This is a genomic window from Hydrogenophaga laconesensis, assembly GCF_031457235.1.
Taxonomy (GTDB): domain Bacteria; phylum Pseudomonadota; class Gammaproteobacteria; order Burkholderiales; family Burkholderiaceae_C; genus Hydrogenophaga; species Hydrogenophaga laconesensis.
Window position 1 is genome coordinate 648330 of the sequence record NZ_JAVDWE010000001.1, and the last position, 12949, is coordinate 661278.

General features: G+C 69.2%; 13 protein-coding genes. 4 read left to right on the forward strand and 9 right to left on the reverse strand.

What is annotated here, in order from left to right; translation table 11 throughout:
• Window positions 1-54: 54 nt before the first annotated feature.
• Window positions 55-729, forward strand: coding sequence for a TetR/AcrR family transcriptional regulator (locus J2X09_RS03160; RefSeq protein WP_059400451.1), 675 nt, complete (start codon window positions 55-57; stop codon window positions 727-729).
• 89 nt (window positions 730-818) lie between these two features.
• On the opposite strand, the gene J2X09_RS03165 is transcribed toward J2X09_RS03160, so the two are convergent.
• The 6 genes from J2X09_RS03165 to J2X09_RS03190 all read right to left on the reverse strand — a co-directional run bounded on the left by J2X09_RS03165 (window position 819) and on the right by J2X09_RS03190 (window position 5971).
• Window positions 819-1463: a hypothetical protein gene (locus tag J2X09_RS03165; RefSeq protein ID WP_139222806.1), complete on the reverse strand. Its 645-nt coding sequence runs from the start codon at window positions 1461-1463 to the stop codon at window positions 819-821.
• A gap of 86 nt (window positions 1464-1549) precedes the next feature.
• A complete protein-coding gene (locus J2X09_RS03170) occupies window positions 1550-2152 on the reverse strand; it encodes an acyl-homoserine-lactone synthase (protein ID WP_092939581.1) in 603 nt (200 codons plus the stop codon).
• 48 nt (window positions 2153-2200) lie between these two features.
• Window positions 2201-2620, reverse strand: a complete 420-nt coding sequence (locus J2X09_RS03175) for a DUF4902 domain-containing protein (protein WP_059400386.1) — start codon at window positions 2618-2620, stop codon at window positions 2201-2203.
• 99 nt (window positions 2621-2719) lie between these two features.
• Window positions 2720-3433 carry an autoinducer binding domain-containing protein gene (locus J2X09_RS03180; protein WP_059400385.1) on the reverse strand — a complete coding sequence of 238 codons (714 nt, stop codon included), beginning with the start codon at window positions 3431-3433 and terminating at the stop codon, window positions 2720-2722.
• Between the two features lie 303 nt (window positions 3434-3736).
• Window positions 3737-4684 (reverse strand): hypothetical protein, encoded by a 948-nt coding sequence (locus J2X09_RS03185; RefSeq protein WP_139222805.1) that lies wholly within the window; start codon window positions 4682-4684, stop codon window positions 3737-3739.
• A gap of 309 nt (window positions 4685-4993) precedes the next feature.
• Entirely contained in the window at window positions 4994-5971 is a 978-nt protein-coding gene (locus J2X09_RS03190; RefSeq protein ID WP_063840195.1) for a tripartite tricarboxylate transporter substrate-binding protein, read from the reverse strand.
• 229 nt (window positions 5972-6200) lie between these two features.
• Between J2X09_RS03190 and J2X09_RS03195 the strand changes: the two genes are divergently transcribed.
• Together J2X09_RS03195 and J2X09_RS03200 are read left to right on the forward strand one after the other, a co-directional pair.
• Window positions 6201-8423, forward strand: a complete 2223-nt coding sequence (locus J2X09_RS03195; RefSeq protein ID WP_139222804.1) for an endonuclease — start codon at window positions 6201-6203, stop codon at window positions 8421-8423.
• 112 nt (window positions 8424-8535) lie between these two features.
• A complete protein-coding gene (locus J2X09_RS03200; RefSeq protein WP_059400381.1) occupies window positions 8536-9537 on the forward strand; it encodes a LysR family transcriptional regulator in 1002 nt (333 codons plus the stop codon).
• Window positions 9538-9657: 120 nt separating this feature from the next.
• Here J2X09_RS03200 and J2X09_RS03205 read toward each other — a convergent pair whose 3' ends face one another.
• From J2X09_RS03205 to J2X09_RS03215, 3 genes are all read right to left on the reverse strand, one after another.
• Complete coding sequence (locus tag J2X09_RS03205; protein WP_059400380.1) at window positions 9658-9870, reverse strand: hypothetical protein; 213 nt, start codon at window positions 9868-9870, stop codon at window positions 9658-9660.
• Between the two features lie 74 nt (window positions 9871-9944).
• Complete coding sequence (locus J2X09_RS03210) at window positions 9945-10919, reverse strand: alpha/beta fold hydrolase (protein ID WP_082136771.1); 975 nt, start codon at window positions 10917-10919, stop codon at window positions 9945-9947.
• A 7-nt stretch (window positions 10920-10926) separates the two neighbouring features.
• Window positions 10927-11898, reverse strand: a complete 972-nt coding sequence (locus J2X09_RS03215) for a Bug family tripartite tricarboxylate transporter substrate binding protein (protein ID WP_059400378.1) — start codon at window positions 11896-11898, stop codon at window positions 10927-10929.
• Between the two features lie 115 nt (window positions 11899-12013).
• On the opposite strand from J2X09_RS03215, the gene J2X09_RS03220 reads away from it, so the two are divergent.
• Entirely contained in the window at window positions 12014-12925 is a 912-nt protein-coding gene (locus tag J2X09_RS03220) for a LysR family transcriptional regulator (RefSeq protein ID WP_059400377.1), read from the forward strand.
• Window positions 12926-12949 lie beyond the last annotated feature (24 nt).

Consider the following 12949-nt stretch of genomic DNA (forward strand, 5'->3'; position numbering starts at 1 on the left):
CGCATGCAGGTGTGGCCCAATCAACCACCGCACGATCACAAGAAGAACCGCACGTTGGACTCCACCACTTCCATTTCCGCGACAGGCTCCAGGTTCGAGCGGCGCAAGCAGGCGCGCCCGGGCGAATTGCTGGAGGCGGCGCTCGCGCTGTTCGTCGAGAAGGGGTTCGCCGCCACCCGCGTCGACGAAGTGGCAGCCCGGGCGGGCGTCTCCAAGGGCACGCTGTTCCTGTACTTCTCCACCAAGGAAGACTTGCTCAAGGCCGTGGTGCGCGAGGTCATCGCAGGACGCTTCGCCGAATGGGGCCGCGAGCTGGACAGCTTCGAGGGCAGCACGGAAGAACTGCTGCGTTACTGCATGCAGGTGTGGTGGCGGCGCGTGGGGGACACGCCGGCCGCGGGCATCTCCAAGCTGATGCTGTGCGAGGCACAGAACTTCCCCGAGCTGTCGGACTTCTACCGGCGCGAGGTCATCGAGCCCGGCAACGAACTGGTCGGCCGCATCCTGCGGCGGGGTGTCGAACGCGGCGAGCTGCGCATTCCCGAAATGCAATACGCCGTCAAGCTCGTGCTCGCACCCATGCTCTTCCTCTCGCTGTGGGAGCATGCGGGAGGACTGCGCACCCCGCAGCCCAACGACTTCGACCAGCAGCGCTTTCTCAGCCTGCACGTCGAGGCACTGCTGCACGGTTGGCGCGCCACGCCATCGGTACCGTCGCCCGCGGCGTGAGTTCCTCCTGCTTCGGCCTTTGCCTCTCTCCAACCGGCCCGCCGACGAAGCACCTCGCGTCCCGGGCCGGCAGGGGTCGGCCCAGGGGATCAGCCACGTGCGCCGGTGGGCTCGGAAGACGAGCGCGCGATGTCTGCAAGGTCGCTCACATAAGCCTGCAGCAACTGGCGGGCGGACGGTTCGGTCGTCGCAGCGGTCCGGTAGAAGCATTCCAGCAGCAGTTCGTCATCGAACTCGCTGATCGCGAGCAGCAGATCGAACCCGCCATCACCGCCCCGATCACCTGACGCGTCGGACTCGAGCAGCCGCGCGATGGTCGCCTCTCCCAGCCAGCACCGCGTGTACCGGAAAGCCACGCCGCCCCGCGCGTCGGCGTATGCCATGCCGGGGCCAGCACCGCCCGCGATCGCCCGGCGCATGTCCTTCGGCATGGCCGTCTCGTCGCGCGGCTGCACGGCGCCACCGGCGACGCCGCGCTGCATCGCCCCACCCTGGCCCGGTTCCGGCCAAAGAACGGTGATCGATGCCTCCCCATGCAGTCCTTGCCGGTCGAGCGCCAGGCCGAACATCGCCAGCAGCATTTCGGCGAGACGGCATCCGCTGCGCCGGGCGGCGCGCCGAAGGTCCCATACCGCCCCATCGGTGATCAGGAGCGAAAGCTGGCCATGGGTCTGTGGCGGCTGCACCGCGGCGCCTGCGCGCCGCGGACCCGGTTCACGGGCATCCGGCGCCATGTCGGCTGCCGCAGACGGCGGCGGTGGGGCGCCAGGCGGACCGAGATCTGCCGGCAACCTGCATGTGGGATCGCACATGGGGTCCATCAGCTCGACAGCCGTCCCTGCACTTCGACCCAGCACGCGAAGAGCGGTTGCCCGCCGATCACCACCGGCGGCGCCGCGCGGTGGGCGGCACAGCCGGCTCGCCGCAGCAGCCGTTCCACGCCGAGCGGAGACACCGTGATCAGGCGCTGGACGCCGTTGTCGGCCGCCAGACGCAGCACCTCGCGCAGCAGCTGCAGGGTGACCGGCGACGAGAACTGGCCCAGGGGATGGGCCCCCGCCTGCGCGAAATCCACGGCCGCGAAACGCGACAGTTCCCAGACGTCGGCGCGCCGCGGCGGCTCGACGCCCCCCATCAGCTGCGGGAACACCTCGCCGAGCAGATAGGGCTTGTCGGTCGGCATCAGGCGGGCGGTGCCGACCAGGCGGCCGTCGTACTCGCGGGCGGCCAGATAGATGGTGTCGGGGCGGTCGAACTGGTCCAGCTCCAGCCCCTCGCGGGCCGGAAGCTCCCATCCGAGCGTCTCGATGAACACCTTGTGCCGGTAACGCGCAATGCCCTCGAACAATTCCGGCGACAGGGACCTCGGGGTGCCTTCAATAATCTCCACATCGGCCTCCAGCAACGACTGACGAGCCGCCATTGCATCGTCAGCCCGCGCTTTGCGGTACTACCAACTGCTGGAGGACACTTATAGCGTGCAGCGCAACAGGACCTGCCGCGGGTTGTCGCGCCACGGCAGCGCGTCCACCACGGTGCCCAGGACTTCGAGATTGCGCCGCCAGGCGTAGTCGGCGCCATGCCGGTCGATCAACATGACGTTGCTGCGGGGCCAGCCCACGCGCGCCAGCCCGAGCACGCCCGGCGCGCACACCAGCCGCCAGTCCCAGCCGATGCTCAGGCACGGCGCGGCGCGGCTGAACCACTCGCTGTAGCCGCAGATCGCGGTCTGTGCGCCGCACCGCGCAATGTCCTGGGGGTCCTGTTCCAGCCGCGAAAGCATGTGCTCCAGCCGAAGGTCGAGCATGGCGTCCAGCGACAGCCGCACAAAGCCATCCGTGCTGGACAGCCAGGGACCTTCACCGTACGCGGGACCGTATTGCCATGTCATGTCGTCATCGTGCGCCTATGCCGCGGGCCGGGCGCTCCGCCGCGCGCACCCGACAGTTTCGGAGAGCGGCGGCGGCCCGTCAAACCGTCGCTGCGCTTCTCACGACAGCAGGCCCATCGCGAGCGCGCGAACGGCGGCGGTTGCCTTGTTGGGCGAATTCATCTTGAGGGTCGCGTTCTTGACGTGGTAGTTCACCGTATCGATGCTGATCGAGAGGATGAGCGCGATCTCCCCGGCGGTCTTGCCGTCGATGGTCCATTTGAGCACTTCCGTCTCCCGGGCCGTCAGGTCGGCGCCCGGCGGTCCGTACAGCCTGGGCTTGAAGTGGCGGCCCAGTGCCATGTGCGCGATGTTCACCAGCCAGGACATCTGCATCCGCTTGTCCGCCATCTCCGTGCCGGTGATCGGCTCGGACGAGCGCGACAGGCTGAGCATGCTCGTCACCCCGTACGCGTCCAGGCTCGACTGGCACCAGCCGTAGCGCAGGCCTGCGGACTGCGCCTCGGACCACAGCCCCGGGGTCGATGCGAAGACCTGTTCGCTCCAGACGAGCGGCACCTGGCTGCTGCGCCCGTGCAGCACCGTGGGGTCGACGCGCACGTAGCCCGCCTCGAGATACCGGTGCTGCCACACCGCGGGGTAGTCGTTGACCAGCATGACCTTCGGATCGGTCACCGGCAGGGGCACGCGCAGCCCGAACGCGCACCACTCGAAGCCCAGGCCCCTGGCGGCGAACGCGATATGGGCGAACACCTCGTCCTCGGCGCCGTCGGGGTCGATGGCCTGCATCAGGGATCCCGCCCAGTTCTCCATGGCTCTTCTCCCGCCCACCCTCCTTCCAGAGAATCCCCACGGCGGCGGGCGCACCGTGCATGGACATGGAACACACTGGTCTACCTTGTGGGCGGCCAACGACTCCCCGCCGCCAGCGGATATTGCTGTCGGCAGGCCGCCCGACACGCAGTGCCGGGCAACGCAACTACCGATTTTGCTGCGATTGCACGGAAATCGGGCAGGTTATTCCGGCGGACCGTCCCCTGGAGCGGGCAGACGCAGGCCACCGGACGGCAGCCGCTGGCGCTGTTCGGTCGTCCGGTGGGTTGCATGCGACGCTCCTCAGCGGCTGGCGCGCCCGGGCTCGCGCTGCAGCAGGGCCAATGCGCGGGCCACACCCAGCCGCGCGTCGCCTCTGCCGAGGCGCACGAGCGCCCGCTGCAACTCGGCGACGAGCGGGGCGTTCTGCGGCACGAGCGCGTTCCAGGACAGGTCGGCGGACTCCGCGCCGGCGAGCGCGCGCCGAGTGGGCGCCCGGGCCCCGAACACATCGATCGCGCCGTCGCCAAGCCGCACGTCGCGCTTCAGCTCGCGCAGCGCCTGTGTGGCGGCCAGGGCGTAGGGCTTGAGCGGATCCGCATCGGACCAGTCCTTCAATGCGGCGGGCCGCTGCAGCGGCCGTGGCGCAGGCTCGACGCGCGCGTAGAGCTCATGGCAGCGCTGCAGGTACCGGCGCTTGCGCAGCGCCACGGAGGGAGGATCGCCGGGCCGGGGCCGCAGCGCCTCGCGCAGCCGGCGTGCCGGGCCGTCCGCGGGGTTCCCTGGCGGGTCGGTGCTTGCTCTGGAGGCGGCAGAGGCGGGCCCCAGCCACCCCGGCCAGTCCCTCGGGGCGCCGTGCGCGATCGCCCTGCCCTCCCAGGCCTCGACGGGCGCGCTGCAGAAGGACCGGGCCGCCTGTCCAAGTCCCGCGGGGCCGAGGAAGACCAGGCTGAGATCGGCGCGGCCGTCGAGCCGGGGCGCCACGCCGAGGAACAAGTCGGCGCGGCGCGTCGAGAGCAGATAGCGCGCCAGCTCGTTGCGCCGGTCCCAGGGCTCGTTGGGATAGCCGAACCGGCGGAACAGATAGGCAAAAAGGTTGCCGTACTCCAGCTGCGTGCCCACGGTGGCCGCGAGCACGGGGTCGAAGGGGCGCGCGGCGCCATGCGCCGGGCGACGCACCGTCGCGAAGCTCAACACCTCAAAGGACCCCGCGCCGTCCGGGAGCGAGGCCAACTGCATTCGAAAGGACATGTCTGACACCTCCGCCTGCATCTTCCACGCCTCGCACCGGGCTTCAACCCCCGGCCGTGGCCAGCCGCAGGGCCCCGGGCTGGTCTGCCAGCCGGGGCGGTCGCGCAGTGTCGCGGGCGAAGGCGGCCGGCCGACCCCGGGGTAAGGCAGTGGGATGCGTGCAGGCGGATGCGTGCGGGCGGATGCGTGCGGGCGAAGCGATGGATGCAGCGGCGGCACCCAGGGGCCGCTGCGGTTGCCGGTGCCGCGCGCAGCGCCGGCGCGGCTGCGGCGGGTCGCGGCCGGATGGCAGGGCCGGGAGCGTGCGCTTCAGCTGTCGGCGCTGAAGCCGATGCTCTTGACGATCGGCTCCCACTTCTTCTGGGCATCGCGCAGCGCCTCCGTCAGTTGCGCAGGCGTGGACGGCGACACCTCCATCCCGAAGGACGCGAAGCTCTCCTCCACCTCCTTGGACGCCAGCGCGCGGTGCACGGCCGCATGGAGCTTCTGCACCGCGAACGCGGGTGCCCCGGCGGGCAGGTAGACGCCGTACCACTCCTGGAACACCATGTTCTTGAAGCCCTGCTCCACCAGCGTGGGCACCTTGGGCGTGAACCGGCTCCGTTCGGACCCGGTCGTCGCGAGGAGCCGCAGCCTGGGCTGGTTCAGGAAAGTGCCCAGCGGGCTGCAGAGCGCCGGAAGGTTGCCGCCGATCATGTCCGTGATCGCCGCGCCGGAGCCCTTGTAGCCGATGTGGGTGATCTCCACGCCCGCCGCCCTGCCGAGCGAGATGGCCGCGAAATGCAGCGTCGACCCCGTGGCGGGCGAGCCCATGCTGGCGCGGTCCGGGTGCGCCTTGTACCAGGCCATCAGGTCGTTCACCGTCCGCACCTGCTCCGGGACCGCGGGGCCGACCGCGATGCCGCAATCGAGGGTTGCGGCCATGGACACCGGCGCGAGATCCGCCGCCGGGTCATAGGGAAGCTTGCGGTAGGTGAACGGATAGACGCCGAGCATCGACATGGGGGTGACGAGAATGCTGGCGCCGTCGGGCGCCGCGGCCTTGACCGCGACCACGGCGAGCTGACCGCCCGCCCCGAGGCGGCTTTCCACCACGACGGCCGGCGCATAGTCGTTGACGAGCCGGTCCCCGATCTTGCGGGCAACGACATCCGTGGTCGTGCCCGGCGGAAAGCCCACGAGGATGCGCGCCAGTTCGGGCCCCGGCGCCGCGCGCAGCGGACCGGACGCGGCCAGCGCCATCGCAGCCGACCCGGCCTGCAGGATCCTTCTCCTCGAATACGCCATCGCTGTCTCCTTTGTCTCTTTTGTTGCGGGCCGGTGCGCGCGGGGCCGCCCAGTACCGTGTTCGCCAGGAGAGTAGCCAAGGCGGCAGCTTGCGTCCAATGCAATTTAAGCCGCCTAGCGTTGCAATCCTTGCAATAAGATGGAGGTGCCGCGCGCCAACGGCGCGGCAGCCGGCGACGAAGGCGGCCGGTCGGGCCAGGCCCGCGCTGAATACACGAAGGAGCCCCTCTTGGACCTGGCCGCATGCATCGCCGAACTCTTGAAGGCACCGACCCTGTCCGCCATGGCGGCGGCGGCCCAGGCACTGCCGGCGCCCACCGCCACGCGTGAAGAGGCCAAGGCTCTCTACGAGCGCCTGGCCGGGTGCATCGCAGCGAACGACCGCCGCGACGCCGTGGCGTCCACGTTGGCCCTGCTGCGCCTCGACGGCAGCACGTGGCTCGCGCGCATGCGCAAGGACGGCCTGTTGCGCGCTTCGCGCTATGGATACGACGGCGGCTGCCTGAAGAAGATCGTGGCGGCGGCGCTCGAACTGTCCGCGACCTCGCCGCTGCCGTCCGAGCAGGTCCAGTACCTGCAGTCCGTGCAGGCGCTGCTGGCGCTCGCCGGGCCCGCGAGGCAGATCCACCGGAGCATCGTCGACCGCCTGAAGGCGCGCCGAGGCGCGGCCCTCAAGACCCTGCTGGCGCTCGTCAACTCCTCGTTCTCCATCAACTGGCTGGGCAGCGAGCAGGCCGACGAGAGCCAGCCGCTGCGCTGGAGCGCCACCGAGCTCGCATCGGCGTTCTCCCGGCTCTACATGATCTCGCGGGACGGTCCCGGCATCGGCGCCCGGACGTGGACCTGGACCGACGACCACGCCGCATCGGCGCATGAGGGCGTCTATTCCAGCCTGCTGGTGGACGCCCTGAGGCTCAACGAGCTGATCGACGCGGAGGTCCTGCTCGATGGCCTTCCGTACAAGGCGCAAGCCACCCCCGCCGGGGTGCTGGTCTCGGCCATCGATCCCGAATTCGAACGATCCGTCCGGCTGGGCTACATCCAGGCCGACCAGCAGTTGCTGATACGCGCGGCCTCGTCCGAGCGGCACCTGGGCGGTGAGCAGCCGAAGCTGCCCTCGTTCCAGGACGCGCTGTCCGCGTTCTTCCAGGCCGGCCTGCTGGAGTTCGTTTCGCTCCGGACAGAGCCCGTAGAGCGGTTCGTGATCACGCTGCCAAGTCTTGCGCCGCTGATCGAGATCCTGAATGTCGACGGCCCGTTCCTGGAGGAGTTCCCTCTCCTCCAAGGCGCCCTGATCGACACCTTCCAGCCGCCCGGCAGCACCGACCTGCGGGTCAGCGGGCAGCTCTCCATCATGGACCTGCTCAAGGCGCAACGGCTGTTCAACCTCATCGACACCATGTTCCGCAAGAAGCTGGAAACGGTGGACGACCCAGTGAAGCGCAGGGTCCTGGGGCTTCGGTCCACCGTGATGGTCGCGCCACGCGCGGATCTGCTGCGGATGCTGCAGGTCGTGATGTCGCCAGAGAAGGCGCAGGAGCTGATCTCGCTGCTGTCGCTGCCGACGACGAACTCCGCGGCGGGCGCCAACGTGTACATCGACCTCCAGTACCGGCCGTTCGTGCACTCGCTGGACCCCAAGGGCGACTATATCGCCATTCCACCGGCGATCGTGGCCAAGTCCAACCTCGCGCGCAGCATCATGCACGCCAGCGGGATCAAGGGCGTGACCGCGGCGGCCGACGATCCGATGCAGGTGGCCGTGGCGACGGCGCTGCGGCAAGCGGGCTTTCTCGTGCGGGAGAGCTTCGACTTCAACATCAGCGGCAGGCGCGAGACCGACATCTTCTGCTACCGCGATGGCGTGCTCTTCGTCATCGAATGCAAGAACGCCTACCACCCGTGCTCGCCGCACGAGCTGCGCAACAGCTACGACCTGGTCCTGAAGGCAGAGGAGCAACTGGACCTCCGCGCCCTATGGCTCGCGGAACCCGGCAACCAGGCGCGGCTCTTCAAGGCGCTTGGCTGGGACGCCACCGCCCCGGCGCGCGTGCGCACCTGCGTGGTCACGGCCAACCGCGCCTTCAGCGGCTACCGCTGCGGCGCCCACCCGGTGCGACAGGCGCACGAGCTGATCAACTTGCTGGTGCGCGGCTACGTGGGAAGAGGTCCCGGAGAGCCGCCGCGCCGCTTCTGGCGCGCCGAGGCCTTCGAGGTCGACGACCTGCTCGACTACCTGGATGGGAAGTCCGTACTCCAGACGCAGCATGCCGCCATGGCCCCCGCAAGGCGCGGCATCGCCCTCAAGGACCGCCGGCTGGAGTTCGCGCAGTTCGTGATGAACCTGGAGGACATGGCCCGGCTCCTCGAGGAATCCTTCGACGCGGCCCAGGACCCCCAGGCACCGCAGGACGGCACCGAGGCGCCGGCCTCGGCGACCGCCGCGCCCTGAAGCGCCATGGCGGCCCACCGGATCTGGCGGACCCCGTGTCCCGCGAGTGAACCGCGCGGATGCCGGGAGCGCGCGGGCCTGGCGGCCATGCGCAACACAGGAGGCGACAGCGATGCCCATCAACCTGAAACAGCTCCACCACATGGTGCTGCTGTCCGAGGAACAGCACTTCGGGCGCGCGGCGGAGCGGGCCTTCCTGTCGGCCTCCGCGTTCAGCCGCAGCGTCGCCGCCCTCGAGGAGTCCGTGTCGATGCCCCTCTTCGACCGGCGGGCGAACGGGGTCCGGCTCACGATGGCAGGCGAGCGGGTGCTCGCCAGGGCCAAAAGGCTCCTGCTGAGCAGCGAGGAGCTGTCCGAGGAGCTGCGGCTCCTGCGCACGGGCGAGCTCGGCGACCTGGTCGTGGGCGCGGGCCCGCTGTCCGCGCCGGCGGTGGTGCTCCCCGCCATCGCCGCGTTCCAGCAAGCCCACCCGCGCGTCGGCGTGCGGCTGGACGTCGCGCACACCCGGGAGCTGCAAAGAAGGCTGATGGAGGAGCAACTCGACTTCTTCGTCGCCGATGTGCGCGAGCTCATCGACCATGAACGCTGCGCGGTCGAGCCGATCGGGCGCATGCGGCTCAGCCTGATGTGCCGCGAAGGCCATCCCCTGGCCGGCCGCGCGACCGTGACCCTCGGGGAGCTGCGGGCGCAGCGGCTCGCCTCCGTCCATATCCCCGCGATCCTGAGCGCCCGGCTGGCGAAGCTGATCGCCCGCGACGAGAAGGGAATGCTGCCGCTGGCCTTGGAATGCGAGAGCGTCATCGTCCTGCGCGAGTACGCGCTTCGGACCGATGCCGTCATCCTCGCCGCGCCGCAGGCCATGGGCGCGGAGCGCCCGGGCTGTGGGCTGTGCAGCCTCCAGGTGCGCGAGTTGTCGCAGCTGGAAGACCAGAACCCGCTTGCCGTGGCCATGGGGCTCGTCACGCTGAAGGACCGCACCCGGACCGCGTCCATGGACATGCTGATCGATGTCCTCCGTACCGGGGCTTCGGCGCGAGGCGGTCAAGCGACCCCCGGCCGCTCAGGGACCGCCAGCGCATCGCCGGCGGCCCGGCGGCCCTCGCGCCGCGACTAGGGCCGGTTCGCACGGACACGGCCCATCGGCGATCGGTGCGATGCACTGGAGAACTGCTGGCGCAGCGGTCGCACGCGCACTTGCTCGCGGGCGTAGGCGGGAAACGAACGGCGGCCCGTGCTATTTCAGCAGGTGCCCGCTGCGCGCCCGCACGACGACGTCGACCCGGTCGGAGGCGGCGGAGGGCGAGGCCGAGAAATTCGCGGTGAAGCCCCCGAGATCGACGCTGCCCATGTTGTTCATGGCGGCGAGTACGCCGCACGCGTCGACCATGCCCGCCGCGGAGGCGCGCTGCAGCGTGTCCACGCAGATGCGCGTCTTGATGGAGCCCACCAGCCCGAGAGCGAACTACGGGCTCGCGGAACCCGGGACGCGGATGACTGGAGGCCACAGTCCGACCGCGCAGTTCACACCCTGTCGCCCGCGAGGAATCCCGCCAGTTCGTCCACCAGCCGCCACCGCGCATGCTCCAGATGCAGAAGGTGCGTACCCCGGTCTATGGTCACGAGCCGCTTGTGCGGCGACCCGAGAGACTCAAAGAGGGCCGCGGCATCACCCTCGCTCGAGAGCTTGTCCTGCGCGCCTCGCACCAGAAGGAGGTCGTGGCGCAGCCGGGGTGCATCGAAGAGCTGTCCTCCCCGGAGCACCTGAAGCGCATCCACCTTTGGGCCCATGGGTGCGCGGAAGCCTTCGGCAGAGCTGCCACGCCCTTGGTCGGAATCCATCAGCGAGCTTTCCGCACACGCCAGCGCAGCGGGGTCTCGATACTCCGCCGCGTCGGCAGCGCCAATCTCCCAGTCCCATCCACGCCTCAGCGCACCACGCAACACGACGGTGTAGCCGCCAAGGCGGGGGTCGAGGTTTGGGGGGACCTTGCCGTCACCGACGTTCGCCGCGGCGCCAGCGGCGGGGCGCCAGACCGGCGCGTAGAGGGCCAGGCGGCGCACGCACCCCGGGGCCGCCAGCGTGAAGTTGGCGCTGCGAGCCGTGCCCCACGAATAGCCGATCAGGTCCACGCAGGCGACGTCCTCTTGCTTTCGCACGAACGCCACGACGTCGGCGAGGTCTGCGACCGCATCGGCCATGCAGCCCAGCGCAGGGCGGCTGTGCTGGGGCGGGACTTCCATGAAGGCCGGGCGGCTCGAACGGCCATAGCCACGAAGATCGAACAGATAGACACGCAGCCCCGCGTCCGCAAGCGCCTGCTGGAGCGAATAGCCGGGAACGTCCAGGATGGCCGACCCCGGCTGAAAGAAGCCGTGAACCAACACCGCGGGCACCGATCCGGGCTTGCCGCGCCTTCGGACAAACAGACACGCATCAGGATCCGAGGTGCTGGGGATGCGCCACTCCTCGGCATGGGTACAACCCTTCGACGGCATCGCTCGGCTACTCCGGCTGTACGCCCGCGAGCCTCATGGCTTCCGCGATCACAGGCCCCTCGCGCTCCACCGCCGCGCGGAACTCGGACGGCGAGTTGCCCAGCGCGCGCCATCCGAAGCCTTGGAGGAACTTCTGCGTCTCCGGCAGCTTCAGCGCCGCGACCGCGGCATCCCGAAGCCGGCTCACCACGGACACGGGAGTTCCGGCGGGTGCGGCCAGGCCCAGCCAGATCGGGACCGCGAAAGTCGGATCGGTGAAGCCCAGCTCGACGAAGGTGGGGACGTCGGGGATCAGCGGTGAACGCTGCGTGCCGGCGATGGCGGAAATGGTGGCAAGGCCCTTCTGCTGGATGTCCAAAGCCTGCGGAATGCTGGCGATCGTCATCTGGATATGTCCGCCCATGAGATCCTGCGCGGCGGGCGCACCTCCTTTGTAGGCGACGATGGTCAGGTTGCCGCGCGTCTGCCGGGCTAGCGCCGAGCCGATCAGGTGCGGGTAGCTCCCTGGGCCCCACGTGCCGTAGTTGAGCGCAGCACCGCCCGGGCCAATTTGCTTCAGCCCTGAGACACCCGCGTCGGTCCGCAAGATCAGCACAGGCGGTGTCAGCGCCAACTGGGTGACGAATGCGAAGTCCTTAAAGGGGTCGTAGGGCAGCTTCTTGAAGAGGTGAGGAACGTAGGTAAAGCTATCGGCCAGCGTCAGAAGCACCGTATGGCCGTCCGCTGGGGCCCGTGCAACCTCGGCGCTGCCAATGGTGCTGCTGGCTCCCGGCTTGTTGTCGACGATCACGGGCTGCTTGAGCATCTCCTGCATGCCCTTGGCAATCTGGCGGCCCGCAGCATCGACTGGTCCTCCCGCCGGGTAGGGAATCACGATGCGAACGGGCTTGACCGGAAAACCCGTCTGCGGCTGAGCTTGAACGCCGCACGCGCCAAACGCGAGCGCGGCGGCAATGAATCGAACGAACTGACGAAGCATGCGTGTCTCCTTGTTGTGGGCGAATCCACAGCCATCTTAGGAACGGCTCGGCGCGACGCCCAACGACGTGGGCCATAGAATCCATCGACGGCATCGATAACCCTGAAATTGACGCATGGCCCTCGACATTGACCTGCTGCGGGTGGTGCAAGCGCTGGCCCGGCATGGCAGCGTGACTGCCGCAGCAGCGAGCCTCAACCTGAGCCAATCGACGGTCAGCCATGCGCTGTCCCGGTTGCGCGCGCACTATGGCGACCCGCTGTTCGAGCGATCGGGAAACCAGTTGACGCGCACGCCGCTGGCAATCAAGCTTGCCACCGAGGCCGAGCGTCTGCTGCTCGACTTCGAGCGCGTCCAGAGACTGAGCGAGTCTTTCGATCCGCAGCGCTCCAGCCGGGTCTTCCGCATCCACATGATCGACGTGGCGGAACTTGTGTTCCTGCCCGGCCTGTTGCGGCGCATCGCCAACGAAGACTGGCGCATCGGACTGGAGATCGTGCGTGCAGGCGGCGAGGAGGTGTGGGCCGAGCTCGAGGCGGGCCGGATCGACCTCGTGATCGGCACGCCCAGCAAGGCCCATCCGAACCTCTATCGCCAACGGCTGCTGGAGCAGCAGTACGTCGGCATTGCGCGCAAATCCCATCCATTGCGCGCAGAGCTGCAGACGGTCAGCGGCTACCTGCGCAGCGCGCATTGTGTGGTCACGCCGCGCGGCCCGGCCATCGGACGCATCGAGGCCGCGCTGGCCGCTCTCTCGCCTTCCCGCCGAGTGCAGCTACAGGTTCCGGATTTTCTGTCCGTGCCCTCGCTCGTTGCGCAGTCCGACCTGGTGGCGGCCGTACCCGAGAGCCTTGTCGCCCTCCATCCGGATAGGCCGCGTCTGCACGTTTTCGCGCTGCCCATTGCCCAGCCCCGCTTCACCGTGGTTCAGCATTGGCATCGTCGGGTCCATGGCGACGGCGCGAACAAGTGGCTTCGCACGCTGCTGCGTCAGGTGGCGCCACAACTATTGGCATCCGGTCACTGAAGTCCGGGGACTTTCTACCTCGGT

Excerpts from the sequence above, each read along its gene's own strand:
- J2X09_RS03180 (WP_059400385.1), bottom strand. The coding sequence starts at position 3,433 with ATGGAGAACTGGGCGGGATCCCTGATGCAGGCCATCGACCCCGACGGC.
- J2X09_RS03170 (WP_092939581.1), bottom strand. The coding sequence starts at position 2,152 with ATGGCGGCTCGTCAGTCGTTGCTGGAGGCCGATGTGGAGATTATTGAA.
- J2X09_RS03220 (WP_059400377.1), top strand. The coding sequence starts at position 12,014 with ATGGCCCTCGACATTGACCTGCTGCGGGTGGTGCAAGCGCTGGCCCGG.
- J2X09_RS03190 (WP_063840195.1), bottom strand. The coding sequence starts at position 5,971 with ATGGCGTATTCGAGGAGAAGGATCCTGCAGGCCGGGTCGGCTGCGATG.
- J2X09_RS03165 (WP_139222806.1), bottom strand. The coding sequence starts at position 1,463 with ATGGCGCCGGATGCCCGTGAACCGGGTCCGCGGCGCGCAGGCGCCGCG.
- J2X09_RS03210 (WP_082136771.1), bottom strand. The coding sequence starts at position 10,919 with ATGCCGTCGAAGGGTTGTACCCATGCCGAGGAGTGGCGCATCCCCAGC.
- J2X09_RS03200 (WP_059400381.1), top strand. The coding sequence starts at position 8,536 with ATGCCCATCAACCTGAAACAGCTCCACCACATGGTGCTGCTGTCCGAG.
- J2X09_RS03215 (WP_059400378.1), bottom strand. The coding sequence starts at position 11,898 with ATGCTTCGTCAGTTCGTTCGATTCATTGCCGCCGCGCTCGCGTTTGGC.
- J2X09_RS03175 (WP_059400386.1), bottom strand. The coding sequence starts at position 2,620 with ATGACATGGCAATACGGTCCCGCGTACGGTGAAGGTCCCTGGCTGTCC.
- J2X09_RS03185 (WP_139222805.1), bottom strand. The coding sequence starts at position 4,684 with ATGTCCTTTCGAATGCAGTTGGCCTCGCTCCCGGACGGCGCGGGGTCC.